We start from the raw sequence: 25,209 nt of genomic DNA on the forward strand, positions 1-25,209 counted from the left end.
TGCGAGGCCCGGCATGTCATCCCTTCACGCCCTGATCGAACGCCTGCCCAAGGCCGAACTCCATCTGCATCTGGAAGGCTCGCTGGAGCCGGAACTGATGTTCGAACTGGCGAAGCGCAACGGCATCGAGATCCCCTTCGCCAGCGTCGAGGACATCCGCAAGGCCTATGATTTCTCCAATCTGCAGGACTTTCTCGACATCTATTATGTCGGCATGAATGTGCTGGTCACCGAGGCCGATTTCCACGATCTGACGCTGGCCTATCTCGAGCGTGTCCACGCCGACAATGTCCGCCATGTCGAGGTTTTCTTCGATCCCCAGGGCCATACCGATCGCGGTATCGCCTTTGCCACCGTGATCAATGGCATCACCTCCGCCCTCGATGAGGGCCGCGAGAAATGGGGCATCACCTCGAAGCTCATCCTGTGCTTCCTGCGTCACCTCTCCGAGGAGGACGCCTTCGAGACGCTGGAAATGGCGTCGGAACATCTCGACCGCATCGACGGTGTCGGCCTCGACAGTTCCGAGCTTGGCCATCCGCCGTCGAAATTCCGCCAGGTGTTTGCTGCCGCCGGCACGCTCGGTCTCAAGCGCGTCGCCCACGCCGGCGAGGAGGGGCCGCCGGCCTATATCCATGAAGCGCTCGACATGCTGGATATCGACCGGCTCGACCATGGCAATCGCGCCCTGGAGGACGGCACGCTGGTCGCCCGGCTTGGCCGCGAGAAGATGACGATGACGGTCTGCCCGCTCTCCAATCTGCGCCTGTGCGTCATCAAGCGGCTCGAGGATCACCCGCTCAAGACCATGCTCTCGCTCGGCCTGCGCGCGACGGTCAATTCCGACGATCCGGCCTATTTCGGTGGCTATATCAACGAGAACTACCGCCGTACCGCCGATGCGATCGGGCTGACCGAGGCGGAGATCATCGAGCTGGCGAAGAATTCCTTCCGCGGCAGTTTCCTCGAGCCCGCCGAGATCGAGGCGCACCTGGCAGCGATCGATGCGGTGGTGGCCGAGGCGTCAGCCTAGTCGTCCGTACCCGGCTTTTGCCGCAGCGACTTCCGCGTCCCGCGGATCGCCTTCGCCGCCTTGACCCTCTTGATCGAGGACAGCGAGGGCCGTGACTTGATACGCGGCTTGGGCGGGGTGAGCGCTTCGATCACCAGCGCCTTGAGCCGTTCGCGCGCTGCAGCGCGATTGCGCTCCTGCGAGCGCGTCTCCTCGGCGCGGATCACCAGCACACCTTCCTTGGTCAGGCGGCTGGCGGCGAGGCGGACCAGGCGGGCCTTGACGGCTGGCGGCAGGGCCGTCGAGGCGGCGAGATTATAGCGTAGCTGCACCGCGCTTTCGGTCTTGTTGACATGCTGACCGCCGGGGCCGGAGGCGCGGGTATAGCGCTCTTCCAGTTCGGCCTCGTCGATCTCCAGGGATGGTGTGATTTGCATCGCAATATCCCTGATCGCCTCAATCGTGCGGGTTCATCAGCAACTCGGCGCCGAATTCGCGCACTTGCAGACGGACACGGCCGCCGGCGACACGCGCCTTGCCGGAGCAGGCCAGGGCGATGCACTGGCGGTAGAGCTTGTGCTCGGCCGAGACGACGCGGGCGGCCAGCGTCGAGGGCGTGTCATCGGGCAGGACCGGCACGGCGGCCTGGCCTATGATCGGGCCATCATCCATTTCCGGACGCACATAATGCACCGTGCAGCCATGGATGCGCACGCCGGTTTCCAGCGCCCGTTCATGCGTGTGCAGGCCCTTGAAGGCCGGCAGCAGCGAGGGGTGGATATTGAGCAGGAGGTCGCGCCAGCGCTCGGTAAACCAGGGCGTGAGGATGCGCATGAAGCCGGCCAGGCAGACAATGCGCGTATCATAGAGTTTCAGGGTCGCATCGAGCGCCTGTTCGAACTCTTCACGGGTCTCGAACTCGCGATGGTCGACCACTTCGGTCTCGATCCCGGCCTCGCGGGCAAAATCGAGTCCGGCGGCACCGGGATTATTGGAGATGACCACCACGACTTCAGCAGGATAGCTGTCGGCCTTCGCCGCTTCGATGATCGCCTGCATATTGGAACCGCGCCCGGAAATGAGCACGGCGATTCGGGTCTTCGCCATCTAGTGCGTCCTTGGCTCAGGTTGTTATCTGCGGCTTGGGCCGGGATCAGGCGGGCTTGAGTTCGCCGATAATCATGGCGTTCTCGCCGGCTTGCGCAAGCGCGCTGATCGTCGCATCGACATCGTTAGGTGCGACGCAGAGCAACATGCCGATCCCGCAATTGAAGGTGCGGTGCATTTCATGCGCCGAAATCCCGCCGGTCTTCGTCAGCCAGGCAAAGACGGGTGGCAGTTCGAAGGCGTCGTAATTGATGACGGGAACGAGATGGTCGGGTGTCATGCGCGGCGGATTTTCGACCAGGCCACCACCGGTGATATGGGCGAGGCCATTGACCAGACCGGCCTTGATCAGCGGCAGGCAGGCCTTCACATACAGCCGTGTCGGCACCAGCAGGGCTTCGCCCAGTGTCAGGCCGGCAGCGAAGGGGGCGGGATCCGACCAGGTCAGGCCGGACAGTTCGACGACCTTGCGCACGAGCGAGAACCCGTTGGAATGCACGCCCGAGGAGGCGAGGCCGATCAACACATCGCCGGCGGCCATGCGGTCATGATCGGGCAGCAGCGCACCGCGCTCGGCCGCGCCGACCACGAAGCCGGCGAGATCGAAATCATCGCCCTCATACATGCCGGGCATTTCCGCGGTTTCGCCGCCGATCAGGGCGCAGCCGCTGTCGCGGCAGCCGGCGGCAATGCCGGCAATGATCGCTTCGCCGCGCACGGGGTCGAGCCGGGAAGTGGCGAGATAATCGAGGAAATAGAGCGGCTCGGCGCCCTGGGCGAGGACATCATTGACGCACATCGCGACGAGATCGATCCCGACCGTGTCGAGCTTGCCGGTATCGATTGCCAGCCGCAGCTTGGTGCCAACCCCGTCAGTGCCGGAAATTAGGATCGGATCATTATAGCCCGCGGCCTTGAGATCAAAGGCGCCGCCAAACCCGCCCAGATCGGCCGCAGCGCCGGGGCGGCGGGTCGATTTGGCCAGCGGTTTGATGCGATCGACCAGCGCATCACCGGCATCGATATCGACGCCCGATTGCGCATAGGTCAGCCCGTTGGGGCGTTTTTTGTCATCTGTGGCGGTCATGCTGGTTTCCAAGCCCTGAGTGAAACGCGGCGGAGTACAGTCGAAACCTGCCTGAGAAGCAAGTCACGGGCTTCACGCGCGACTGTGTCTGGCTATACTAAAGGTCAATCGATACCAAGGAGTCGTGCCCGTGCGACCGATATTTGCCGCGATCTGCCTGTTCCTCGCCATTCCCGCGCTCGCCAGCGCCGATGACCCGTATACGATTCTCGGCGTCTCCATTGACGCCACCGGCAGCAATGCGCTCGACGCCCAGACTATCGCCATGCGGCGTGGACAGGCGCAGGCCGCGCAGCGGCTGATCGAGCGCATGACCCTGCCGGAGGACCGCGTCGGCACGCCGCTTGATTTCGGTTCGGCCGGTGCGATCGACTCGATCTTCGACAGTGCCGCGATTGCCGAGCTTATCTCTGGCTTGCAGATCGATAATGAGCAACGCAGCGCGACCCGCTATCTCGGTGAACTGGCGGTCAATTTCGACCGCCGCGCCGTCGTGCGACTGCTCACCAGCTATGGCGTTCCCTTCGTCGAATCCCAGGCGCGGCCGACCCTGGTGCTGCCGGTCTATGATGCTGGCGGGCAATTCTATCTCTGGGACGAAAATCCCTGGCTGTCGGCCTGGACCAGCCGCTCCTACGCCCACGCCCTGGCGCCGATGATTGTACCGGATGGCGATGCAGGCCGCTCGATCCTCTCGGCCCGCGATGCGTTGAGCCTGGACGAGCCGCGCTTGCGCGAGATTGCCGCGCTCCATGGCGTCAGCCGGATCGCCATTCTGCGTGGCCAGGAACGCGATGGCGTGCGCCGTATCGGCGGTTTCCTGGTAAGCCTGGAAGCCGGCACCGAAATGGCCGTTGATACCTGGGGGCCGGAAACGGTCTATGGCAGCTGGCGCGACGGTGCCCTGAGCTTCGTCGTCGGGCGCGAGAATGCCTGGAAGCGCGAAGCCATCGTGCGCAACACCTCGACCGAGGAAATGCGCATTACGGTGATCTATGGCGGGCTGACCGAGTGGCAGTCCTTGCAGGCGGCGCTGACCGGCGCCTCGCTGGTCAGTGATGCGCGCCTGGATGCGATTTCGCGCGACGGTGCCCTGATGACGGTCAGCCATCGCGGTGCGCTAGAACAGCTGACTTCAGAACTTGCTGAACGTGGTGCGGCGCTGGAACAGCATCCCGGGCTGGGCTGGGTCGTTCGCAGCGCATTCTGAGCCAGGATCGGACCTGTAAACGCATGACCGGCCAATTGGTGCTCAATCTGCCCGTCCGGGTGGATTTCAGCGCGGAAAGCTTTGTCGAAGGCCGCGCCAATGCGGATGCTGTTGCGGCCCTGTCGCGCTGGCAGGACTGGCCGCGCGCCGTAATGGCCCTGACCGGACCGCGCGGCGCCGGCAAATCCCATCTCGCGGCAATCTGGGCGCAGCAGGCCGGAGCCCAGATCACCAATGCGGCCGGCCTCGCGGCTTGCCTGGCGGGTTTGCCGTCCGGGCGCTGCCTGGTGGTCGAGGATGTCGATGGCGGGATTGATGATGCGGCGCTGTTTCACGCCATCAATCGCGCTGCGGAGGGCGATATCCCGGCCCTGCTGATGACGGGCGCCACACCGCCCGTGCTGTGGCGTGCCAGCCTGCCGGATCTGGTTTCACGCCTGCGGGCCCTGCCGCATGTCGAGTTGAGTGAACCCGATGATGAATTGCTGACCCGGTTCCTGCTGAAGCAATTCCAGGACCGTGGAGCGCCGCTGCGGCCGGGCGTCATCGAGTATATGCTGCCGCGCATGGAGCGCTCGGTCTCGGCCGTGCGCAGCCTTGTTGACCGCATGGACAAGCTTGCCCTGGCCCGGCAGACACCGGTCAACCGTGCCGTGGTGCGCGCGGTGCTCGAAGACCTGCCCGAGGATGGAGACAGCGAATGACCAAGCTCGCCACGCCGGATACCGCGCCGGATATTGAGGCTCTGATGGCATCGCCGGACCGGTTCTTGAACCGCGAACTGTCCTGGCTTCGCTTCAACCGCCGCGTCATCAGCGAGGCGGAAAACCCGAACCATCCAGCGCTTGAGCGCCTGCGCTTCCTGTCGATCTCGGCGAGCAATCTCGATGAATTCTACATGGTGCGGGTGGCCGGTCTGCGGGCCCAGATCCGCAATGGCGTCACCGCCACCAGTCTCGACGGGCTCACCCCGGGCGAGCAGGTCGAGCAGATCCATGTCCTGGCCAGCGAACTGATTGGCAAGCAGCAGACCCTGTGGTGCGCCTTGCGCGACGAGATCGCGGCGCTTGGCGTTTGCGTGCTCGCGGAGGCTGATCTGTCGAAGGCCGATATCGCCTGGCTGCGCGGGGAATTCCTCTCCCATACCCTGCCGGTGATCACGCCGCTTGCGATCGACCCGGCGCATCCCTTTCCCTTCATTCCCAATCTGGGTTTCGCGCTGGCGCTGCAATTGCGCAATAACCGCACCGGCAAGATCATGAACGCGCTGATCCCGATGCCGTCCGGCGTCAAGCGCTTCGTCGAATTGCCAGCGCGGGCTCATGGCGGGCGCGGCCGACCGGACCGGCGCTTCGTGGCGCTGGAGACCGTATTGTCGATGTATGTCGACGAGCTCTTTCCCGGCTATGAAATGCTCGGACGCGGAGCGTTCCGGGTGATCCGCGACAGCGATATCGAGGTCGAGGAGGAATCCGAGGATCTGGTTCTGGAATTCGAACGTCTGGTCAAGCAGCGCCGCCGCGGCGTCATCGTGCGCCTGACGATGGATGCGGAAATGCCGCCGGTGCTTCGCGATTTCATCGTTGCTCACCTGCATGCCGAAGAACAGGATGTCGTGCCGATGCCGGGCCTGCTTGGTCTGGCCCAGATCGATCAGCTCATTCCCGATGACCGTTCCGACCTTGTCTTCCCGGCGTATGAACCGCGTTATCCGGAACGCATTCGCGATCATGGCGGCGATTGCTTCGAGGCCATCCGGGAGAAGGACATCATCGTCCACCATCCCTATGAGAGCTTCGATGTTGTGGTGAAATTTCTGCGCCAGGCGGCGGCAGATCCCGACGTCGTCACCATCAAGCAGACGCTGTACCGCACTTCGAAAAACTCGCCGATTGTCGCCGCCCTGATCGAGGCCGCCGAGGCGGGCAAGAATGTCACTGCCCTGGTCGAGCTCAAGGCGCGTTTTGACGAGGAAGCCAATCTGAAATGGGCCCGCGACCTGGAGCGTGCCGGGGTGCAGGTCGTCTATGGCTTCATGGAATACAAGACGCACGCCAAGATTTCGCTGGTCGTGCGGCGCGAGGGCACGGTCCTGCGCACCTACGCTCATTTCGGCACCGGCAATTACCATCCGATCACGGCGCGGATCTATACCGACCTCTCGCTGTTTACCGCTGACCCCGCCTTTGGCCGCGATGCCGGCCGTATCTTCAATTTCGTGACCGGCTATGCACGCCCGGAAAATCTCGAACGCCTCTCGGTCTCGCCGCTGCGGCTGAAGGAAGACCTGTTGGCGCATATGGAGAACGAGATCACCAACGCAAAAGCCGGCAAGCCGGCCGCGATCTGGGCCAAGCTCAACGCGCTCGTGCACCCGGAAATCATCGATGGTCTCTACCGCGCCAGCCAGGCCGGCGTGCGCATCGAGCTGATCGTGCGCGGTGTGTGCTGCCTGCGCCCCGGCATTCCCGGCCTGTCGGAGAATATCCGGGTCAAAAGCCTGGTCGGACGCTTTCTGGAACATTCGCGCATTGCCTGTTTTGCCAATGGCAGCGAAATGCCGTCTCCGGCGGCGAAGGTGTTTATCTCCTCGGCTGACTGGATGCCGCGCAATCTCGACCGCCGCGTCGAGCTGCTCTGTCCGATCCAGAACCCGACTGTCCATCGGCAGGTGCTCGACCAGATCATGGTCGCCAATCTCAATGATACCGCCCAGAGCTGGTATATGGACGGGCAGGGCGAGTATCGCCGGGTCGATACGTCGGGCATGAAGAAGGCCTTCAGCGCCCATGCCTATTTCATGACCAATCCGAGCCTGTCCGGGCGCGGTCATGCGCTCAAGAATGACCAGCCGCCCGTGCTCACGGGGGATGGTTAGCGCTCTTGGATCCGGCACACACCATCACTCATCCGGCCTTTGCGGAGAATGCGATCGAGCGTGATATCGCGGTGATCGATGTCGGATCGAACACCGTGCGCCTGGTACATTTCCGCCTTGAGGGGCGGGCGATCTGGCCGGTTTTCAACGAGAAGGTGATGGCCGGGCTTGGTCGCGGCTTGCGCCAGCGCGGTACGCTGCATCCCGACAATATCGATATTGCGATGCGGGCCCTGAAACGCTTCGAACGCCTGCTCGACGCCAAGGGTGTGAGCGAGCGTTATGCGGTGGCCACCGCCGCCGTGCGCAATGCGAGCGACGGGCCGGATTTCGTGCAGCGCGTTGCCGCGGAGACCGGTTTCCAGCTTCGCGTCCTGTCCGGCGCGCAGGAAGGCGAACTCTCCGCGCTTGGCCTGGTGACCGGTATTCCCGGTGCCCACGGCATGATGGGCGATCTCGGAGGCTCCAGCCTCGAACTGACGCCGATCGATCATGGCGCACTCGGTGAGGGACAAACCTTCGCGCTCGGCCCCCAGGAGGGGATCCCGCCCGGCCCGTGGGATGCCGATGCGGTCTGTGGACTGATCGATGAACGCCTGCGCGAGGCTGGAGTCCTGATCGGGCAGCGCGGCGAATTCTATGCGATTGGCGGTGCCTGGCGATCGCTGGCGCAGCTGGCATTCGCGCGCTCCGACTATCCGTTGCGGGTCGCGCACCAGTTTCGTATTGACGCCAAGCGGGTGCGGGAATTGACGCGGCTGGCCAGCCGCCTCAGCACGGCATCACTGGCCGGCATTCCCGGCATCTCCTCGCGCCGCGCGCCGACCATTCCCTATGCGGCCCTGCTGCTCAGCCGCATCGTCGAGATGGGGAAGTTCTCCCATGTCGTGTTTTCCGCCTATGGCTTGCGCGAAGGTGTGTTGATGCAGGGCCTGCCCGCGGCGGTCCAGGCGATCGACCCCCTGATTGCCGGCGCCGAGGCGCTGGCGCGACCGGTCTCGCCGACCCCGGATTTCGGGCGCTCGCTGGCGGGCTGGATCGCGCCGGCCATGGCCGAGGTGGCCACCGTCTTCACCCCGCGTCGCGACCGCGTGCTGCAGGAAGCGGCGGCACGGCTGGCCGATCTCGGTGCCCGCCGCCATCCCGATCACCGCCTCGAACTGACGCGCGACAGCGTGCTTTATGCGCCCTTCGCCGGCATCAATCACGCCGAGCGGGCCTTTCTCGCCGCCGTGATGCATCATCGCTATGGCGGCAAGCGCAGCGCGCTCGACGAATTGCCGGTCTTCCATCTGATCGACGAGGCCCAGCACGATGTCGCCCAGATGCTGGGCTGTACCCTGCGCCTTGGCGCCAAGCTCTCGGGCCGCTCCGCCAGCCTGCTCGACCGCTTCACCCTGCGCGTCGAGCCCGGGCTGGTCTGCCTCGACATCGATGAGAGCGTCCACGACCTCTATATCGAGCGCGCGGTCTCCCTGCTGGAAACGCTCGCGGCCGCGATCGGGCGCAAGGGCGAAGTGCGGTATTTATAGCGCCACCCGCTTTTTGCTTCACATTTCCCCGCTCCTGCGTGAAGGTGACGTATAGGTTAACCATGCGCCGGACTGCCTGCCCGGGTTGTGATCGCCCTGGCGCGGTCCGGCCGGGCCAGGACCGGTCCTTTCGGGGAGGATGTTTTGAACACGATTTTCAGGTCAATGACGACACTATGCCTGGCCGCGGGACTCATGGCCGGCTGCGGTGACAGCGGCACGCAATCCGCGCAATCAACGCAGGCGGACCAGATCGAGGATTATGCTGCGGCGCATGGCGTCGATGCCGATGTCCGGACCGCGCCCGATGGCGAGGTCGAGTCGGTGGCGATCGATCAGGGGATGGGGCAGGTCGGCATGAATCTGGATCTGCCCGACGGCTTCCCGGGCGATATCCCGCTCTATCCGGGCCTGAATATCTATGGCGCCAGCACAATTCCGGGCAATGGCCACAGTATCGCCGCGATGAGTGAGGCCGAGGCCGGCACTGTCGCCAGCTGGTATTCCGCGCAGATGCCGTCCGAGGGCTGGAGCGAGGCCGACGCACCGCAGGGCGTGCCGGGCCAGACCGCCATGATCTTCGAAAAGGACAATCGTCGCGTCATGCTGACGCTGACCCCGGGCGCCTCGGGGACGACGATGAGTCTGGTCACTCTGGCACTGGGCTAGCGGCGCGTGATCACGTCGCGTCCCGGCTCCGCCCTGGCCCGTTTCGTCCTCCTGCCACTGCGCACACTGGCCGCGATCCTGGTCGGTTTTGCGCTGACGACCTGGCTGGCGGGACAGTTCTGGGTCGATCCCGGCGCCGGTCTGGCGGCCGCGCCTGAAGCCATGGGCTATGGGCTCGGCGGCGCACTCATCGCCGGTCTCATTGCCGCAACTGCCGGACATTGGCTGCCTGCGGCCCGGCTCAACGCCTTGACGCTCGTCTGCCTGCTGCTCGCGGCGGGGCTGGCAGTCTTCATCGCTTATCGCGCCGTCATCGTCAGCGGTGAAGCGGTGGGAGATCCGAATGAGACCCGGCCCGTGACACAGCTTCCCGCCTCCGGGGCGGGTCCGGAATAGGGGGAGACCATGTCGGCCAATGAGGTGATGTCCTGCAGCGCGCTGGCCCCCGTTCTGACCCTGGCGCTGATGCTGACGGGTTTGGCCGCGCCGGCCGGAGCACAGGTCTGCGAGGATACTTCAGCGCTGCGCGCCGGGTCTGTGTCCGGCGAGATCTCCGGCGCGCATGCCTATAGCGTTCTGGTCAATGGCGACTGGCGGTTCGAACTGCAGCCACAGCCCCATGGCTGGGTCATTGCCGTGATCGACGCCGACGGGCAGGACCGCACCGCCCTGACACCGCCGCTGCATCTGGACACCAATCCGCGCCGGCTCAGCGGCTGGCATTTGCGCAATGCCGCCAATACCGCCGCCAATCAGGGCGATATCAATGCGCCGCAACTGGAGCGCCGTTTGGTGATCGCCGGCGATGACGGCAATCCGGCGCCGGGCGTGTTCAATATCCGCGATTACGGTCTCGCTGACCTGGAGCCGGGAGAGCGGGCGCGGCTGGTTTATCTGCGCTTCGACGCCTGTCTGTATTTCCCGCGCACGGAGGAAGAGCAGCAGACGGCGGCCGATCTTGCCAGCCCGGTTTTCCTCCCCGAGGAGGTGGAGCAGCTGCGCGATTGCGGCCTCACCTCTGACTATGAGCTGGAGGCCTGGATGCTGCCGCGCACGCTGGGCGGTGATTTTGATGGCGATGGCGCGCTCGATATCGCGGCGCCGGTGCGGCGGACCCGCGATCAGTCCCGCGCCATCGCGATCTGCCGGGCCGGCAGCTGGATTGACGTGCTTGAAGCGGTCGACGGCGGGGCGGCTGATGCATTCGGCGCCTATCTGCAGCAGGCCGAAGCCTGGCAAGTCACCGCACTGGATGCCGGGCCCGAGGCTGAACGTCCCGGCATCGTCCCCGGCGTGCACGGCGATGTGATCTCCGTCGAGCGGATCGAAAAACAGGCCTGGACCGTGTTTTGGGACGGGACGCAGTTTCGCGCCTTCGAGCGCTATCACCATGTCGAACCCTGAGCTCGCTCCCGGAACAAGGATCAAGACCATGCGGTATCTGCTCGCCTTCTTCGCCTCGCTTGTCGTCAGCGGCGCCGGCCTGGCCCAGGCCTACACCATCGACGGGCCGGAGCGGGCCCATATCCGCGAGAGCCTGGATATCGGCTGGACCGCACCGCAGGACGATGGCGGCCTGATCGAGATCCGCCCCGCCGATGGCGAGCAGCGGCGGTCTGTCTATGCCTATGTCCGCGCCAATCCCCAGAGCATTCTCGCGCCCAATGCGGCCGGCGAGTATGTGATCGTCTATGTCCATGGCGGCGAGGTGCAGGCGAGCCGCCCGCTCAGCGTCTACCTGCCCGAGGCGACACTGGCGGCACCCGATACGGCCGATGCAGGCGCGGCGTTCGAGGTGGTGTGGACCGGACCCGACAGCAATGGCGACCGCATCACCCTGGCCGAACGCGATGGCGCCGTGATCCGCGGTCTGAGCTATGCCTATACCGGCAGCCGCAATGGCAGCCCGGTGCGCCTGACAGCGCCGCGCGATGCCGGCGAGTACGATATCGTCTATGTCAGCGCCGACACCGTGCTGGCGCGTGCACCGCTGACGGTTGGCGGCATCACCGCCAGCCTGTCCGCGCCGGCGCAGGTGCATGCAGGCGGGACCGTCACCGTCGCGTGGGAGGGCCCGCGCAACGCACAGGACCGGATCACCTTCGCCGCGCGCGATGGCGAGCCGCTGGGCGGCGCGAGTTATCGCTATGTCAGCGCCGCGACCGGGCAAAGCGTGGTACTGATCGCGGCGGAAACCACCGGACCGGTCGATATCGTCTATCTCTCCGGCGGACGGGTGATCGGCCGCACACCGATCGAGGTCATTCCCGCCAGTATCGAACTGGACGCCCCGTCCGCGGTCGAGGCGCGGATGCAGTTCGAGGCGCGCTGGTCGGGCGCCGGCAATCAGGGCGATGTCATCCGGATGCAGGCGGCCGATGGCAGCCAGGCCGCCTATCGCTATATCGACCCGAACGAGCCGGTCGCGCCGCTGGTCGCGCCCGCCAGCGAAGGTGAGTATGAGCTGGTCTATTTCAGCCGCGCCGGCCGCGAGATGGCACGCCGCGCGATCACCGTCCGTCCGGCGCCGCAATTGCCCGGCGAATTGCTGGTCGAACAGTCGCGCGCCCAGCTCGGACCGCAGGACGCGGTCGGGGTCATCCTCGATGCCTCAGGCTCGATGCTGCAGCGTATCGGCAGCGAGCGGCGTATCGAGATCGCGCGCCAGACGCTGGCGCATCTGGTCAGCGACACCATCCCCGCCGGCACCGGTTTCGCGCTGCGGGTGTTTGGCCACCGGGAAACCGATTCCTGCCGCACCGACCTGGAAATCCCGCTCGGACCGCTGGTGCCGGACGCCGCCAGCGCCGTGATCTCGAACGTCAATGCGATGAATCTCGCCCGCACGCCGCTGGGCCATTCCATCGCCCTGGCTGGCGATGACCTGGGCGCGGCGACGGGCCAGCGCATCCTGATCCTGCTGACCGATGGTGAGGAGACCTGTGACGGCGATCCGGCGGCCGCGATCCAGAGCCTGCGTGACCGGGGCTGGGATATCCGCGTGAATATCGTCGGTTTTGCCATCGATGATGCGGATCTGGAAGCCGAATTTCGCGCCTGGGCGGCGCTCGGCAATGGCGATTATTTCACCGCCGGTGACGGTGCCGAGCTGGAAGCTGCGCTCAGCCAGGCGATCGCGGTCGAGTTCGAAATCATCGATGCGGCCACCGGCGAAACTGCCGGCCACGGCCGTGCAGGCGAGCCAGTCACCCTGGCGCCGGGCGACTACCAGCTGCGTTGGGGTGAGGCGGGGACGCGCAATCTCGCCATCGTCTCGGCTGAGACAACGCGCGTGACGCTGGACTAGCGGGCCGCGATGGCTGCTGATCAGGCCTTGTTGCCCACCGGTTTGGCGATGACCTTGCCGTCCTCGAGCGCCAGCGCGATTTCGCCGCGTTTGAGGCCCATTGCCGGTTCGCCAAACACACCGCGGCGCCAGCCGCGCATGGCGGGCACGTCGGGATTGTCGCTGGCGGCGATCTTTTCCAGGTCGGGCATGGTGGCGATCAGGCGCGGCGCGACGCCGGCCTCTTCGGCGACCAGTTTGAGGAAGACCTTGAGCAATTCGATGGTCGGGCCAATGCCCTGCGGCGTTGGTGCCGGCTTTTCGACCTTGGGCGCATAGCTTTCCGGATCGGCCATCGCGGCCTTCATGTCAGCATAGAGCCGTTCGGCCGGTTTGGAGCGCTCGAAGCCGCGCGGCACGGCGCGCAGGCCCTGCATCTGCCCCTCTTCGGTCGGGGCCAGGGTCGCGATCTCGTAGAGCGCATCATCCTTCATCACGCGCTGGCGCGGCATGTCACGGGTCTGGGCCTCGCGTTCGCGCCAGGCGGCGGCGGCGCGCAGGGCGGCAAGCCATTTGGGATGCATCTTGCGCAGTTTGAGGCGCTTCCAGGCGTCTTCCGGATCCATGCGATAGGTGTCGGGACTGGTCAGGATGGCCATTTCGTCCTGCACCCAGGCGGTGCGGTTCTTCTTTTCCAGCCGCTCGCGCATGATCGGGTAGAGATCGCGCAGATGCGTCACATCGCCCATCGCATAGACGAGCTGATTGTCCGATAGCGGCCGGCGTGACCAGTCGGTGAAGCGTGAACCCTTGTCGACCGGGCGCTTGAGCAGGGTCTGGACCAGATTGTCATAGGCGATGGAATCGCCCAGCCCGATCGCCATCGCCGCGACCTGGCTGTCAAACATCGGCGTCGGGATCAGCCCGTCGCCGAGATTGTAGAAAATCTCCAGATCCTGGCGTGCCGCGTGGAAGACCTTCATCACCCGCTCATCGACCATCAATTCCCAGAAGGGCTCGAGATCAATGCCCTCGGCGAGCGGATCGATGATGACTTCGGTATCGCCGCCAGCGGCCTGGATCAGGCACAGGGAAGGCCAATAGACCGTCTCGCGCATGAATTCGGTGTCGACGGCTACATGTTCGGCCTGGAGGAGGGCGTCGCAGGCCCGGGCGAGCTGGTCTGTTGTCGTGATAATGTTCATGCCTTGGCCCTTTAGCGCCTGAGCCGGCTTTTGGCTATCATTGAGGCGCAGACGCTGCCTTGCGGCGCAGGCTGAGCCGCCAGATCGTGACCAGCGCCACCAGGGCGCTGCCGCCGGCAATCAGCAGGAAGGCGGTCTGGATCGGTAGCTGGCCCATGGCGATGAAGGCGAGGGTGAACTGGCCCAGCGTCGCCGTCGCCGCATTCATGATGCCGCCGGCGGCGAGCAGGCGTCCACGCAGCTCCGGCGCGGCGCGGCGCTGCGCCATCGCCTGCAGCGGGACCACGAACAGGCCGGCCGAGACGGCAGCCAGTCCGAGATCGGCGAGCAGACGCCAATTGCCACGCTCGGCGAAGAAGGCGGTGGCATCCATTAGCGGCGCGCCCTCGGGCACCAGCGGATTGGACCATGTGGCCAGGGCGACGTCCGTGGTGAAGATCACCAGCCCGATCGCGCCGGCGATCGAGAAGGCGAGCGCATCGCCCTTGCCGCTGAGCGCACCGCACAGCAGCGCACCGATGGCCGCACCGGCCGTGAACAGGGCGCTGAACAACAGCACCACGGTCTCGTCGGCGCCGAGCACCGAGGCGGTGAAGACCGGCATCAGCGTGATGATCGAGGCGGCCAGCATCCAGAACCAGGCCGCGCCGAGCAGGGGCCGCAACACTTCCGGTGCCTTGAGCGCATAGCCGAGGACGCGGACGGTTTCGGCGAGGAAGTTGAAATTCAGCGGCAGGTCCGGATTGGCGCCGTCGACATGGGGCAATTGCCGCGCCGACAGCCAGCCTAGAATGGCGATCACGACGAGGGCGCCGCCGATGATTTCCGGGCCCAGCGGGCGCACCGCCAGCCAGGTGCCCAGCGCCACGCCGGCGAGGATCGAGACATTGAGGAAGCCGCTGAGCAGCGCATTGGCGGGCACCAGCTCGTGTGGTGCCATCAGGCTGGGCAGGGCTGCATTCTTCGCCGGGGTGAAAAAGGCGGATTGCGTCCCCATCAGGAACAGGGTCGGCAGCAGCAGCAAGGGTTGCCGCAGCACGAGGGCGAGCGCGGCCAGCAGCATGATCCAGATCTCGATCTGCTTGGTGACGCGCATGATGCGGGTCCGGTCGAACCGGTCAGCCATCCGGCCGGCAATGGCCGAGAACAGGAAGATCGGCAGGGTGATCATCGAGGCCGCGATCGGCACCAGGATGTCGCGCTCGATCCCGAACAGGGTCAGCCCGGAGAAGGTGACCATGGTCACCAGGGCATAGCGAAAGAGATTGTCATTGAGCGAGCCGAGGCATTGCGCCAGCAGCAGCGGCAGGAAACGTCTCTGGGTGACGAGTTGGGCTGCGATTCTGGCACTCATGATTGTCCCTCCGCTTCAAGCTCGCGGGTTCGCGTTTCAATGACATCCTGCAGGCGTTGCATGAAGATTTCACGAGGAAGCCCTGGCGGGATGGGTTCGAGGAATTCGATCACGGCCGGGCCGGGATGTTTTTCCCATTCCTCCTCGGGCCAGCGCAGGCCGAGATTGGTCGCGACCGGCACCACGGCGCGGCCCAGTTCGGCGTAGAGCATGTAGACGCCCTTGCGGTAGCGCCGGGTGACGCCGACAGCGGCCATGCCGCCCTCCGGATAGATCAGGAGCGGGCGATGATCATCGGCAATGCGCCTGACGGCCTGCTGCAAGGCGCCCTGGGCGCGGGTATGGCCCTGGGCATCGACCATGGTGGCACCGGCGCATTTGACGATGCGGTCAACCATGGGGAATTTCTCGATGCCATTGCCGATGACGAAGTTGAGATCGCCGGCCAGCGCCACCATCAGCGGCCCGTCAGGATAGGCCTGGTGTTTGGCGGCGATGATCACCGGCTCGCCGACGGGCGGCTGGCCGCGCACCTCGACCGGGATGCCGCCGACCCAGTGCATGCACAGGCGGGTGGCCTTGCCATAGGCGATTATCGTCGCCATCAGCACGCGGCGTCCCGGTAGCCAGGCTGCAATATAGCAGAGGATGGCAAACACGCCCGAAAGGGTCCAGAAGACGATATTCAAGAGAAGCGAACGCATTGCTCTACCCCAGCGATTGCTTGTTCAGTCAAACCAGGCGTGTATGCATGGTCGCGTTTGTTTTTGTTGTCTTTGCGCGATCAGAACCCGATTCTGTGTCCGGCGTCGCAAATTCAGCCTCAAGGGCGCGGGAGCGGGTTTCGACGCGCAGCTCCAGCTCGGCCAGGAAGGTGTTGCGGTCAGCACTCGGGCCCATCGGTTCAAGGAATTCGATCACCGCCGCGCCGGAAAACTTGGTCCATTTCTGTTGCGGCCAGCACTGGCCGAGATTGGTCGCGACCGGCACGACATGACGGTTCAGCTGTGACGACAGCTGCCAGGCGCCGGAGCGGTAGCGCATGCCGGTGCCGACCGGAGTGAGATGGCCTTCCGGATAGATCAGGATCGGGCGCGGCGAGCCTTCGCCCTGGGCGCGTGTCACGCCGTCGCGCAGGCTGGCCATGGCCTCGGGGCCGCCCTGGTTGGAGACCACGATGGCGCCGCAGCGTTTCAACACCCAGCCGATCAGCGGGTAGTTGAGCATGTGGTCGCCGCAGATGAAGTTCACATTTCCGCATTTGGCCATCATCACCAGGCCATCGCCCCAGGACTGGTGCTTGGCGGCCAGGATCACGGCCTGGTTCTTCGGCGGCGTGCCGCGCACCTCCACCCTTATCCCGCAAATCCAGCGCATCAGCAGCACCGTCATGCGGGCATAGGAGCGTATGCCATGCATCAGGATTTTGCGTCCCGGCAGCAGCGCCAGCACCGCGCAGATAACCGCATAGATGGCCGAGACTGTATAATAGGCGAGATTGAAGATCAGGGATCGCATGATGTGTCTCCGAAATTTGGGTTCGAAATCAGGGGCAGGGCGCTCAGGCGGCGCGCAGCACGGCCATGATGGCGGCCGTGAAAACGGGAATGAGTTCGGTCATCGGCTGTTTGATGCGGCCGAAAATGCGGTATTCCGCCGGCTGCATCACCAGACCCAGCGCCATGGCGGCCGCCAGTTCCGGATCGCCGGCCGGGATCTCGCCGCGCGCCATCGCGTCGGCCACGCAGGCCGCCATCACCGAGGACGGATCGGCACCGCCATCACCGCTCGCCGCGATGAAGTAGTTGCGGTGGGTGAGGTGGTAGGTGAATTGCGCCGGATCGGCCTCGGCCAGCTCGCAATAGGCGGCGACGACGGCATGGACAGTGTCTTCCAGGCTGGCATCGGGTTTGATCGTGCTGGCGACGAGCTCGAGCAGGCGGGCATGGATCGCCTCGAACATTTGCCGCGCCAGCGCGTCCTTGCTCTTGAAATGACGATACATGGCGCCGTCGGAAATCGTGCAGGCCTCGGCGATCTGCTTGATCGAGACGCCGTCCATGCCGTGGCGGGCAAACAGCTGCAGCGCCGCGCGCTCGATGCGCGCCTTGGTCGTGCCGCGCGGGGCGGTCACGCCGATATTCGGATCGGCACCCTCAAACAGGTCTTCGCGAAGTTTTCCGGTCATGGTCAGTCTCCGTCAGGCATGAAAGTAAGCGTTCATTCACATGCCGTTTGTCACGGCTTTCCGATTGACGCAAGTGAATAGTTACTTACACGCGCTATTATGTTCTAAGCCGGGTGGCGGATTGCTGCCGATTTCCCTTGCTGAGAAGGCAGAAGCGGGCGCATGGTGAGGGGCCCTGACGACCGGCGCGGCTACCGTGCCACACAGCATCAGGGCGCATATCCGGGGCGAATGCCCCATTGGTCATCCAGGAGAGAGACCCCCATGAATAAGTTCGTTTTGGCCATGATGGCATCGTCGAGCCTGAGTCTGATCGGCTCGTCGGCCCTTGCCATGGACCACCATATGGCCGGCGAAACCACCGCGCCGACCCAGGAAGCCTGCATGGCGCTGTATGACGGCCTGATGGCCGGTGTCGCTGAAGGCGATACCGCCGCCCATGACGCCGTTCTGGCCGGCATGGACGACGAGACCCGCGCCCGCTTCAACGCCTGTCACGACATCATCCATGCGCAGCGTCATCCCGAGGATGACACGGCTGCCGGGCATCATGAAGGCAGCATGCAGGACATGCCGCAGGACGATGCGGCACCGGCTGGAACGCATGAAATGCATGCGGCGCCTGAAGCCGCCATGCCCCAGGAATAATCCTGGCCGATGATTGCGAGGAGGGCGGTACCGGTCACCGGTGCCGCCTTTTTCATGGGTCGAAGCAGCTGCGCCCGGATGCCGGATCAGCGTGCAGGATCCAGCGCAGCGACGCCGGTCTCGGTGATGATCGCCTGCATGGCGATGTCGTGGGGTTGCGGGAAAATCGTGGCCAGACGGGCCGCCTCGAAGCCAATCCCGATCGCCAGAGGACGCGGGGCGAGGCCCGCCAGCGTGCGGTCGAAATAGCCGCCGCCATAGCCGAGCCGGTAGCCGGCGCCATCCCAGCCGACCAGCGGCGCCAGCACGATGTCGGGGATGACGGCCGGGCCTGCGGCCGGCACCGGGATATCCCGGAAACCGCGTGTCATCGGCGTCTGCGGTGTCCATGCGTGAAACTCCAGCGGTGCGTGCCTTGTGGTCACCACAGGCAGGGCCGCGCGTGCGCCGCGTGCGGCCAGGCTCGAGAGCCAGTCCCGCAGATCGAGCTCGGCCCGGATCGGCCACCAGGCCGAGACCGTCAGCCCGTCGAGCCGGTCAAAGTGCCGCGCCAGCAGCTGATCAAGCCGCGGGGTGATCGCGGCAGCGGCAGCCTTGCGCGCCGCCAGCGACAGTGCGGCCCGCTCGCCCAGCAGCCGTGCACGTTCGGCGGTGCGCCAGCGCGTGACCTCGAGCGCCTGCTGCGGATCGGTCCCGACCATATCCGCATAAGCCGGGTCGATCTCGTGGGCGAGGCAGGGCGGTGAGGCAAAGCCGCGTGAGTTGTCCTTGGCGTCGCTCATTCGGTTTGTCCTCCGGGCCGGCCGGGCAGGCCGGTGCGCTTGACGGGCGATTATGCGATGGCCCGCCTTGGACGGGAAGATGGCGCGGCGCTCGCGCGGCCTGCCGAGTCCGGCTCAGACCTGTTCCGGCTCGAATTGCGGGAACAGCACTTCGTTCTCGAGCTGGAGATGGGCGTCCAGATCCCTGATGAAGATCTCCAGGCCGTCATAGAGCGCCGTCCAGGTGCGGCAGGCGCCATCGGGCAGGGTCAGATTGTCGGTCAGGGTGAGGATTTTGGCGACTTCCGCCTTGTGGTCCTCATGATCGGTCCGCATCACGGCAATGGGGTTTTCCAGCCCTGAAGCGCCGCCGCGGCGGATGGCGGGGAAGAGGATCAGCTCCTCCTTCTTCATGTGGACTTCCAGCGCGCCTATCAATTCCTGAAGCAGGTCGGCGAGCCCGTGCGGGGTCTTGGCAGCGTCGGCATGGACGCGCTCGACACGCAGCGCCATCGCCGTCAGATCGGGCAGCTGGGCGCGGTGTATGGCGTGGTAGCGCGTCTCGATAAAGCGGGTGAGTTCGGCCGGGTCATCGGGGGGCAGGTCTTGCGTCATGCGGGTCTCTCCTTGGGCAAGATGGGGCGGGACAGGAAGGGTCAGGTGGCATTCCGGCGGTTTTGAATTCAGGGCTTGCCTCACGCATAGACCCTGCTAATAGGTATTGTAAATACCAATTGAGAGTCGATTCGCCATGCGCCTGACCTCCTTCACCGATTTTGGCCTGCGGGCGCTGATGCGGATGGCCTCGGACCCCGACCGGGCCTATTCGACCGCGGAACTCGCCGATGAATTCGGGCTGTCGCGGCATCATCTCACCAAGATCATGGCGACGCTGGCCCAGGCCGGCATCGTCACGACGCGGCGCGGCGGTGGCGGCGGCGCCCGGCTGGGCCGTCCGGCCCGCGAGATCAGCCTGGGTGACATCATCCGGGTGCTGGAAAACGACCAGGCGCTGGTCAATTGCTTCGCCGCCGATGGCGGCAATTGCTCCATCACCCCGCATTGCCGACTCAAATCGCGGCTGCGCGAGGCCGAGACGGCCTTCCTGGCCCAGCTCGACCGCTCCACCCTGGCCGATGTTGCGCTGCCACAACTGGCCGCCATGGCCGATTCCTGACCCGCAAGAGGAGAGCAAAGAGATGGACAACTGGCTTCCCACCCTGACCACGGCAACGCCGGGCGAGGGCTATGATCTGGCAATCAAGCTGGCGCGCATGAGCGTCAAGAAAACCCAGGGCGATGCTGCCGTGCGCGACCGTCTGCGGCCCGACTATGCGGAAAATGCCGATTCCCTGATCGCGGTCAGCGCCGTGATCGCCACGCATTTCGCGACCATCGCGGCTGCCAACGCCTATTGGTCTGCGTCAAGATGACCGTCGATCCGGGCAGGCAACGGGCCCGGAATCCCGTATATTTCGCCCCTTGCGCCTGATTTCCGGCCCGCACCCAACAGAGAGCATCATGATCGCCCTGCAAAAAATCTCGACCGATATCTGGGACATGAAATACCGCTTCAAGAGCGGCGAGAGCGGCGTTGTCGATGCCACGATCGAGGACAGCTGGGAGCGCATCGCCAAGGCGCTGTCGCGCTGCGAGGGCAAGAAGGCGGCGCGCTGGAAGCGCGAATTCCGCAGCGCGCTGCAGGATTTCCGTTTCCTGCCCGCAGGCCGCATCATCTCGGGCGCCGGCACCGGCCGCAATGTCACCCTGTTCAACTGCTTCGTGATGGGCACCATCCCCGACAGCCTGCCGGGCATTTTCGACATGTTGCGCGAAGCGGCGCTGACGATGCAGCAGGGCGGCGGTATCGGCTATGATTTCTCCACCATCCGGCCGAAGGGCGATCATGTCGCCGGCGTCGATGCCGATGCCAGCGGGCCGTTGAGCTTCATGGATGTGTGGGACGCGATGTGCCGCACCATCATGAGCGCCGGCTCGCGCCGTGGCGCGATGATGGGCGTGATGCGCGACCATCACCCCGATATTCTCGCCTTCATCGAGGCCAAGCGCGACCAGGCGCGGCTGCGCAATTTCAATCTCTCCGTCCTCGTCAGCGACGCCCTGATCGAGGCGGTCGACCAGGACGCCGACTGGCCGCTGCACTTCAATGGCAAGCGCCATTCGACCCTGCGGGCGCGTGAGCTCTGGGACGCGATCATGCAGGCGACCTATGACTGCGCCGAGCCGGGCGTGATCTTCATCGACCGCATCAACCAGAGCAATAACCTGTCCTGGCTGGAGACGATTGCCGCGACCAATCCGTGCGGCGAACAACCGTTGCCGCCCTATGGCGCCTGCCTGCTCGGCTCGGTCAATCTCAGCCGCTTCGTCGCCGACCCCTTCACCGACACCGCGGACATTGACCCCGAGGCCCTCAAAGCCTGCGTCGCGACTGCGGTGCGGATGATGGACAATGTCATCGATGTCAGCAATTTCCCGCTCGAAAAACAGCGCGAGGAAGCCTTCAACAAGCGCCGGCTCGGCCTTGGCGTCACCGGGCTGGGCGATGCGCTGATCATGTGTGGCATCCGCTATGGCTCCGATGAAGCCGTCGCGGCGGTCGATCGCTGGCTCGGCCTGATCGCCAATGAGGCCTATCGCACCAGCGCCCTGCTCGCCGCCGAGAAGGGCGCCTTTCCGCTCTATGAGGCCGAGCATTATCTCAAGGCGCCGATGGTCCAGGCGCTCGACGCGGATGTGCGCGCCCTGATCGCCGAGCACGGCATCCGCAACAGCCATCTCACCTCGATCGCCCCGACCGGCACCATCTCGCTGTTCGCCAACAATACCAGCGGCGGCGTCGAGCCGGTGTTTGGCTATGTCTTCAACCGCAAGGTCCTGCAGCCCGATGGCTCGCGCGTCGAGGAGGAGGTTCGCGATTTCGCCTATCTCACCTACCGCGCCCTGTTCGGGGATGATGCGGCGCTGCCGGATTATTTCGTCGAGGCCGACGGGCTGACCCCGCGCGAGCATGTCGTGATGCAGGCGGCGGCGCAGAAATGGGTCGACAGCTCCATCTCCAAGACCATCAACCTGCCGCGCGATATCGATTTCGAGGCCTTCAAATCGGTCTACCGGCTCGCCTATGATCTCGGCTGCAAGGGCTGCACCACCTACCGGCCCAATGACATCACCGGCTCGGTCCTGTCCAAGCCGGACGCGCCGGCGGTTACGGCACCCGTCTCCGGGGCAACAGGTGCCGGGGCGACGCCGGCCGGCTTCATGAACCGGCCTGAGGAATTGCCCGGCCAGACCTACAAGATCCGCTGGCCGCAGAGCGAGCACGCGATCTATGTCACCCTCAATGATATTCTCGAGACCCGCGAGAGCGAGGATGGCGCGACCATCACCACGCGGCGGCCATTCGAGATTTTCATCAATTCCAAGAATATGGACCATTACGCCTGGACGCTGGCGCTGACGCGGATGATCTCGGCCGTGTTCCGGCGCGGCGGCGATGTCCGCTTTGTCGCCGAGGAACTCGGCGCCGTGTTCGATCCCCAGGGCGGCGCCTTCGTCAATGGCCGCTACGAGCCAAGCCTGCTGGCCGTGATCGGCGGTGTCATCGAACGCCATCTCAACATGATCGAGGGCGTCGGGGCGCCGGTGACAATCCTGCCCGAGGCGCAGCGCGCCGCGGCCGGCCAGGCCGAGGTCGAGGCGGTCGCCACGCGGCCACCCGGTCCGCTCTGCCCGAAATGCCATCAACCCACCATCCGCAAGCTGGAAGGCTGCAATACCTGCACCAGCTGCGGCTATTCCAAGTGCAGCTGAGGCCGCGATGAGCCCCGTCACCATCACCGCCGGCGACTTCACTGTGGATGCCGACCTCCTCGCCGCCGCCTTCGGTCTCGACCAGGCTGCAGTGAAAGCGAAAATGCAGGCCGGCGAGATCACCAGCCTGTGTGAAGCCGGCATGGACACCGATGCCGGCCGCTTCCGCCTCAGCTTCCGCCACCAGACCCGCATGCTCAAACTCATCCTCGCTGCCGACGGCGCCGTGCTGTCGAAGTCGATGGAAGTCACGGGCCGCCCCAAACGCCCCTATATGCTCGGCTCGCCCGACTGGGTGCCGCCGGTGCGGGCGGGGTAAATCGGCCGGGGGGGCGTCCGGCGCGCAACTGATCCGCCGGCTTGTCTGGGTGGGGCCTGCTGGCGGTGTTGATGCATTGGAGACTCTTGCCCCGGCACGAGTATTGGGTTGGCTGCTAGCTCCCAGGTTGCGCTGTCGGACATCACCGCTAATCTGGCGTTGAACCGGGAGCGGCCCTTTGTTGGATATATACAGCTATTTTCGGCTTCTGGCCGATCTCTTCGGGACCTACGCTGCCGGGGTTTTGATCGTGGTGGGCTTGGTGGTCCTCGCAAATTTCTTCTACTATTTTAAAGTTCAGCTCCGCCCCGGCAAGGACTATGTCGGCGAGGATGCTGCCGTTGCTGCCATGCGTGAAGGCTACGGCAACTGGCGCTCTCGATTGGGGGCGGGCGGCTGGTTTCCGGCGATTTACGAGGCCATGCTCACCCGAACCCTCGATACTGTCGACCGGTTCTATGATGGCGCGGCGGGCAGTGCGGCGGGCACAGAATCTGGCTGGTCCCGATATTGGAGCGGGGCCGCGTTGGATCGCTGCCTGTTGATCGCGCTCGTCTACCCGGTGATGAGTGTGGTGCTGGTCTGGTATGTGACGGGACAGTCCGGTCCGGTTGAGGCGGCATTGGGCATGGCGGGCGATGTTTCCGGCGCCACCCGTCTACTGTCTGCGCTGCCATTGCCCGGATCGATAGTAGCCTGGATATGGGTCTCCCGCCCACTGCCCGTCTGTCGGCGCGCCATGTGGCGTGTTTTACGGTGGCTTTCAGTCGCAGTCGCAAGTGCAGGCGCAGTCGCGGGCGTACTCTTCGACGCCGCCCCGGGCGCAGGCGTATTTGCATTGGCAGTCGCAGGCGGGGTCCCGGGCATCGGTTTGTTCGCTGTCGCATCCCGGGGCGCAGACCAAGGTGCGCTCGGAGGTTCTGGCGCACTCGCACTCTGGCTTGCAGGTGTCGTCGCATTCGCAGTCGCATTTGTAGTCGCGTTCGCGGCGACAGGCGCAGGCGTCTTTGCCCTTGTAGTCGCAGTTCCACTCGCATTCGTACTCGCAGCCACCGTCGCGGTGAAGTACTGGCGGCGTCATCACTGCGAGATGCTTATCGGATTTATGGCTCTTTTTTTGCTGGCGATCGCAGTTTTGGCGCGATTGGCTCGCGGTACGCCCGAACCTGACAGTTTGATCCTCCTACTCCTGCTTGGGGGGCTCCCCATCATCAATGCGGTGTTCGATTGGGCTTCGATCGGGTTGACGCGATGGCTGTTGCGGCTTGGGCTCCGGCGAGGCGGCTATCATGCCTTCGTCTACGCTGTCATCGATCTGGCCGCCGCTACCCTGATGCTCGCAGGCCTTCTCCTGGCGTCGCTGGCCTGTATCGAGGCCCTCAATCGGTTGTCGGGCACGACCATTATTGATGTGCCGACCTTGCTCGAGATCATGCGGACAAGTCCGGGCGATCCCCGAGTATGGTGGATTCACCTGACGATTTTCACCACCTTCATTCCCTCGCTGGTCAATCTGGCGCTTGGGGGGCTGTCGCTGATGCGTGCCGTGCCGGGCCTGACCCGTTGGACGGTCAATCAGGTCCTGCCGGAAAATCCGGTTTATCTCACCCCCGCGCGTCGTTTCGGGGCCAGCCTGGTTCTGACGGGCCAGGTGGTGCTGGCCGTGATGGCCGCCCTGTTCGTCGGACTTCTCGTTCTCGCTGTCCTGCTTCAGGGGCTGGATATGATCGGCTTAGGTCTGCTCGGCCTTGCACAATCGAGTCAGGACTGGATTTCGGGGCTTTAGGGGCAGTCTCTGAATCTCCAATCCCGCTCCCGCCAACGCCGGGCAGGGCGATCCCTGATATCCTTGCCAAGCAGGGCGCGGTCCGCGACGGCGTGCTCGCCTCACGGGCCATCGAAGCGGGAGCGTTCGCCGGGAAAGCCGCTGCCTGGCGCCAATGATGTCAGGGCAGACTTGTCCACCCCTCGGCCCGGCGGGTTATGATCACAGGGATTTCGCGCTCTTTGACATTGTTGGCCCCACCCCGATTTTCGCCCTTGCCCGATGCGGTCCGCCGCGCCTGGCCGGTCGTCAGCGCGTCCTGGCAGACGCTCCGGGCATGACAGTCAATGACAG

Annotated in this window: 25 protein-coding genes; 15 read left to right on the plus strand and 10 right to left on the minus strand. The window is 64.9% G+C overall.

Annotation, left to right across the window (positions count from 1 at the left end; translation table 11 throughout):
- Nucleotides 1–13: 13 nt before the first annotated feature.
- On the plus strand, nucleotides 14–1,033 hold the full coding sequence (locus tag ACN0YL_RS00730) for an adenosine deaminase (RefSeq protein ID WP_417496694.1): 1,020 nt from the start codon (nucleotides 14–16) through the stop codon (nucleotides 1,031–1,033).
- On the opposite strand, the gene arfB is transcribed toward ACN0YL_RS00730, so the two are convergent.
- Genes arfB through purM form a run of 3 tightly spaced genes read right to left on the minus strand, consistent with a single transcriptional unit; the run spans nucleotide 1,030 to nucleotide 3,206 of the window.
- Nucleotides 1,030–1,449, minus strand: a complete 420-nt coding sequence (gene arfB, locus ACN0YL_RS00735) for an alternative ribosome rescue aminoacyl-tRNA hydrolase ArfB (RefSeq protein ID WP_417496695.1) — start codon at nucleotides 1,447–1,449, stop codon at nucleotides 1,030–1,032. The genes ACN0YL_RS00730 and arfB overlap by 4 nt on opposite strands.
- 19 nt (nucleotides 1,450–1,468) lie before the next feature.
- Nucleotides 1,469–2,119 carry a phosphoribosylglycinamide formyltransferase gene (gene purN / locus ACN0YL_RS00740; RefSeq protein WP_417496696.1) on the minus strand — a complete coding sequence of 217 codons (651 nt, stop codon included), beginning with the start codon at nucleotides 2,117–2,119 and terminating at the stop codon, nucleotides 1,469–1,471.
- A gap of 46 nt (nucleotides 2,120–2,165) precedes the next feature.
- Nucleotides 2,166–3,206 (minus strand): phosphoribosylformylglycinamidine cyclo-ligase, encoded by a 1,041-nt coding sequence (gene purM, locus ACN0YL_RS00745; RefSeq protein WP_417496697.1) that lies wholly within the window; start codon nucleotides 3,204–3,206, stop codon nucleotides 2,166–2,168.
- Between the two features lie 130 nt (nucleotides 3,207–3,336).
- Here purM and ACN0YL_RS00750 point away from each other — a divergent pair, with 130 nt between their 5' ends.
- From ACN0YL_RS00750 to ACN0YL_RS00785, 8 genes are all read left to right on the plus strand, one after another.
- Nucleotides 3,337–4,416 (plus strand): DUF2066 domain-containing protein, encoded by a 1,080-nt coding sequence (locus ACN0YL_RS00750; protein WP_417496698.1) that lies wholly within the window; start codon nucleotides 3,337–3,339, stop codon nucleotides 4,414–4,416.
- A gap of 23 nt (nucleotides 4,417–4,439) precedes the next feature.
- A complete protein-coding gene (locus ACN0YL_RS00755; RefSeq protein WP_417496699.1) occupies nucleotides 4,440–5,120 on the plus strand; it encodes a chromosomal replication initiator DnaA in 681 nt (226 codons plus the stop codon).
- Nucleotides 5,117–7,294 carry an RNA degradosome polyphosphate kinase gene (locus ACN0YL_RS00760; protein ID WP_417496700.1) on the plus strand — a complete coding sequence of 726 codons (2,178 nt, stop codon included), beginning with the start codon at nucleotides 5,117–5,119 and terminating at the stop codon, nucleotides 7,292–7,294. Before ACN0YL_RS00755 ends, ACN0YL_RS00760 begins: the two co-directional genes overlap by 4 nt.
- Nucleotides 7,295–7,299: 5 nt before the next feature.
- On the plus strand, nucleotides 7,300–8,826 hold the full coding sequence (locus ACN0YL_RS00765) for a Ppx/GppA family phosphatase (RefSeq protein ID WP_417496701.1): 1,527 nt from the start codon (nucleotides 7,300–7,302) through the stop codon (nucleotides 8,824–8,826).
- 195 nt (nucleotides 8,827–9,021) lie between these two features.
- Nucleotides 9,022–9,495 (plus strand): hypothetical protein, encoded by a 474-nt coding sequence (locus ACN0YL_RS00770; protein WP_417496702.1) that lies wholly within the window; start codon nucleotides 9,022–9,024, stop codon nucleotides 9,493–9,495.
- A 6-nt stretch (nucleotides 9,496–9,501) separates the two neighbouring features.
- Nucleotides 9,502–9,891 carry a hypothetical protein gene (locus ACN0YL_RS00775; protein WP_417496703.1) on the plus strand — a complete coding sequence of 130 codons (390 nt, stop codon included), beginning with the start codon at nucleotides 9,502–9,504 and terminating at the stop codon, nucleotides 9,889–9,891.
- A gap of 9 nt (nucleotides 9,892–9,900) precedes the next feature.
- Nucleotides 9,901–10,899 carry a hypothetical protein gene (locus tag ACN0YL_RS00780; protein WP_417496704.1) on the plus strand — a complete coding sequence of 333 codons (999 nt, stop codon included), beginning with the start codon at nucleotides 9,901–9,903 and terminating at the stop codon, nucleotides 10,897–10,899.
- A 28-nt stretch (nucleotides 10,900–10,927) separates the two neighbouring features.
- Nucleotides 10,928–12,802, plus strand: a complete 1,875-nt coding sequence (locus ACN0YL_RS00785) for a vWA domain-containing protein (protein ID WP_417496705.1) — start codon at nucleotides 10,928–10,930, stop codon at nucleotides 12,800–12,802.
- Nucleotides 12,803–12,822: 20 nt separating this feature from the next.
- On the opposite strand, the gene rnd is transcribed toward ACN0YL_RS00785, so the two are convergent.
- From rnd to ACN0YL_RS00810, 5 genes are read right to left on the minus strand one after another with little or no spacing between them, the layout of a single operon-like run.
- A complete protein-coding gene (rnd, locus tag ACN0YL_RS00790) occupies nucleotides 12,823–13,986 on the minus strand; it encodes a ribonuclease D (protein ID WP_417496706.1) in 1,164 nt (387 codons plus the stop codon).
- 37 nt (nucleotides 13,987–14,023) lie between these two features.
- Nucleotides 14,024–15,340 carry an MFS transporter gene (locus ACN0YL_RS00795; protein ID WP_417496707.1) on the minus strand — a complete coding sequence of 439 codons (1,317 nt, stop codon included), beginning with the start codon at nucleotides 15,338–15,340 and terminating at the stop codon, nucleotides 14,024–14,026.
- Nucleotides 15,337–16,044: a lysophospholipid acyltransferase family protein gene (locus tag ACN0YL_RS00800; RefSeq protein ID WP_417492350.1), complete on the minus strand. Its 708-nt coding sequence runs from the start codon at nucleotides 16,042–16,044 to the stop codon at nucleotides 15,337–15,339. Before ACN0YL_RS00800 ends, ACN0YL_RS00795 begins: the two co-directional genes overlap by 4 nt.
- A 28-nt stretch (nucleotides 16,045–16,072) precedes the next feature.
- Entirely contained in the window at nucleotides 16,073–16,858 is a 786-nt protein-coding gene (locus ACN0YL_RS00805; protein ID WP_417496708.1) for a lysophospholipid acyltransferase family protein, read from the minus strand.
- 43 nt (nucleotides 16,859–16,901) lie between these two features.
- Nucleotides 16,902–17,528: a TetR/AcrR family transcriptional regulator gene (locus ACN0YL_RS00810; RefSeq protein WP_417496709.1), complete on the minus strand. Its 627-nt coding sequence runs from the start codon at nucleotides 17,526–17,528 to the stop codon at nucleotides 16,902–16,904.
- A 264-nt stretch (nucleotides 17,529–17,792) separates the two neighbouring features.
- Here ACN0YL_RS00810 and ACN0YL_RS00815 point away from each other — a divergent pair, with 264 nt between their 5' ends.
- Entirely contained in the window at nucleotides 17,793–18,176 is a 384-nt protein-coding gene (locus tag ACN0YL_RS00815; RefSeq protein WP_417496710.1) for a hypothetical protein, read from the plus strand.
- An 86-nt stretch (nucleotides 18,177–18,262) separates the two neighbouring features.
- Here ACN0YL_RS00815 and ACN0YL_RS00820 read toward each other — a convergent pair whose 3' ends face one another.
- Complete coding sequence (locus ACN0YL_RS00820; RefSeq protein ID WP_417496711.1) at nucleotides 18,263–18,958, minus strand: 5-formyltetrahydrofolate cyclo-ligase; 696 nt, start codon at nucleotides 18,956–18,958, stop codon at nucleotides 18,263–18,265.
- Between the two features lie 114 nt (nucleotides 18,959–19,072).
- Complete coding sequence (locus ACN0YL_RS00825) at nucleotides 19,073–19,552, minus strand: hemerythrin domain-containing protein (protein ID WP_417496712.1); 480 nt, start codon at nucleotides 19,550–19,552, stop codon at nucleotides 19,073–19,075.
- A 136-nt stretch (nucleotides 19,553–19,688) separates the two neighbouring features.
- Between ACN0YL_RS00825 and ACN0YL_RS00830 the strand changes: the two genes are divergently transcribed.
- From ACN0YL_RS00830 to ACN0YL_RS00850, 5 genes are all read left to right on the plus strand, one after another.
- Nucleotides 19,689–20,114, plus strand: coding sequence for an Rrf2 family transcriptional regulator (locus ACN0YL_RS00830; protein ID WP_417496713.1), 426 nt, complete (start codon nucleotides 19,689–19,691; stop codon nucleotides 20,112–20,114).
- 22 nt (nucleotides 20,115–20,136) lie between these two features.
- On the plus strand, nucleotides 20,137–20,370 hold the full coding sequence (locus ACN0YL_RS00835) for a hexameric tyrosine-coordinated heme protein (protein WP_417496714.1): 234 nt from the start codon (nucleotides 20,137–20,139) through the stop codon (nucleotides 20,368–20,370).
- Nucleotides 20,371–20,458: 88 nt separating this feature from the next.
- Nucleotides 20,459–22,771 carry an adenosylcobalamin-dependent ribonucleoside-diphosphate reductase gene (locus tag ACN0YL_RS00840; RefSeq protein WP_417496715.1) on the plus strand — a complete coding sequence of 771 codons (2,313 nt, stop codon included), beginning with the start codon at nucleotides 20,459–20,461 and terminating at the stop codon, nucleotides 22,769–22,771.
- A gap of 7 nt (nucleotides 22,772–22,778) precedes the next feature.
- Entirely contained in the window at nucleotides 22,779–23,090 is a 312-nt protein-coding gene (locus tag ACN0YL_RS00845) for a DUF6522 family protein (RefSeq protein WP_417496716.1), read from the plus strand.
- Nucleotides 23,091–23,268: 178 nt separating this feature from the next.
- Entirely contained in the window at nucleotides 23,269–24,876 is a 1,608-nt protein-coding gene (locus ACN0YL_RS00850) for a hypothetical protein (protein ID WP_417496717.1), read from the plus strand.
- Nucleotides 24,877–25,209 lie beyond the last annotated feature (333 nt).

The sequence above is a fragment of the Maricaulis sp. genome (assembly GCF_048269565.1).
Lineage (GTDB): Bacteria > Pseudomonadota > Alphaproteobacteria > Caulobacterales > Maricaulaceae > Maricaulis.

Excerpts from the sequence above, each read along its gene's own strand:
- ACN0YL_RS00770 (WP_417496702.1), top strand. The coding sequence starts at position 9,022 with ATGGCCGGCTGCGGTGACAGCGGCACGCAATCCGCGCAATCAACGCAG.
- ACN0YL_RS00760 (WP_417496700.1), top strand. The coding sequence starts at position 5,117 with ATGACCAAGCTCGCCACGCCGGATACCGCGCCGGATATTGAGGCTCTG.
- ACN0YL_RS00780 (WP_417496704.1), top strand. The coding sequence starts at position 9,901 with ATGTCGGCCAATGAGGTGATGTCCTGCAGCGCGCTGGCCCCCGTTCTG.
- ACN0YL_RS00845 (WP_417496716.1), top strand. The coding sequence starts at position 22,779 with ATGAGCCCCGTCACCATCACCGCCGGCGACTTCACTGTGGATGCCGAC.
- ACN0YL_RS00795 (WP_417496707.1), bottom strand. The coding sequence starts at position 15,340 with ATGAGTGCCAGAATCGCAGCCCAACTCGTCACCCAGAGACGTTTCCTG.
- ACN0YL_RS00830 (WP_417496713.1), top strand. The coding sequence starts at position 19,689 with ATGCGCCTGACCTCCTTCACCGATTTTGGCCTGCGGGCGCTGATGCGG.
- purN (WP_417496696.1), bottom strand. The coding sequence starts at position 2,119 with ATGGCGAAGACCCGAATCGCCGTGCTCATTTCCGGGCGCGGTTCCAAT.
- ACN0YL_RS00835 (WP_417496714.1), top strand. The coding sequence starts at position 20,137 with ATGGACAACTGGCTTCCCACCCTGACCACGGCAACGCCGGGCGAGGGC.
- ACN0YL_RS00820 (WP_417496711.1), bottom strand. The coding sequence starts at position 18,958 with ATGAGCGACGCCAAGGACAACTCACGCGGCTTTGCCTCACCGCCCTGC.
- purM (WP_417496697.1), bottom strand. The coding sequence starts at position 3,206 with ATGACCGCCACAGATGACAAAAAACGCCCCAACGGGCTGACCTATGCG.
- ACN0YL_RS00840 (WP_417496715.1), top strand. The coding sequence starts at position 20,459 with ATGATCGCCCTGCAAAAAATCTCGACCGATATCTGGGACATGAAATAC.
- ACN0YL_RS00805 (WP_417496708.1), bottom strand. The coding sequence starts at position 16,858 with ATGCGATCCCTGATCTTCAATCTCGCCTATTATACAGTCTCGGCCATC.
- ACN0YL_RS00730 (WP_417496694.1), top strand. The coding sequence starts at position 14 with ATGTCATCCCTTCACGCCCTGATCGAACGCCTGCCCAAGGCCGAACTC.
- ACN0YL_RS00810 (WP_417496709.1), bottom strand. The coding sequence starts at position 17,528 with ATGACCGGAAAACTTCGCGAAGACCTGTTTGAGGGTGCCGATCCGAAT.
- ACN0YL_RS00815 (WP_417496710.1), top strand. The coding sequence starts at position 17,793 with ATGAATAAGTTCGTTTTGGCCATGATGGCATCGTCGAGCCTGAGTCTG.
- ACN0YL_RS00825 (WP_417496712.1), bottom strand. The coding sequence starts at position 19,552 with ATGACGCAAGACCTGCCCCCCGATGACCCGGCCGAACTCACCCGCTTT.
- rnd (WP_417496706.1), bottom strand. The coding sequence starts at position 13,986 with ATGAACATTATCACGACAACAGACCAGCTCGCCCGGGCCTGCGACGCC.
- ACN0YL_RS00800 (WP_417492350.1), bottom strand. The coding sequence starts at position 16,044 with ATGCGTTCGCTTCTCTTGAATATCGTCTTCTGGACCCTTTCGGGCGTG.
- arfB (WP_417496695.1), bottom strand. The coding sequence starts at position 1,449 with ATGCAAATCACACCATCCCTGGAGATCGACGAGGCCGAACTGGAAGAG.
- ACN0YL_RS00755 (WP_417496699.1), top strand. The coding sequence starts at position 4,440 with ATGACCGGCCAATTGGTGCTCAATCTGCCCGTCCGGGTGGATTTCAGC.
- ACN0YL_RS00785 (WP_417496705.1), top strand. The coding sequence starts at position 10,928 with ATGCGGTATCTGCTCGCCTTCTTCGCCTCGCTTGTCGTCAGCGGCGCC.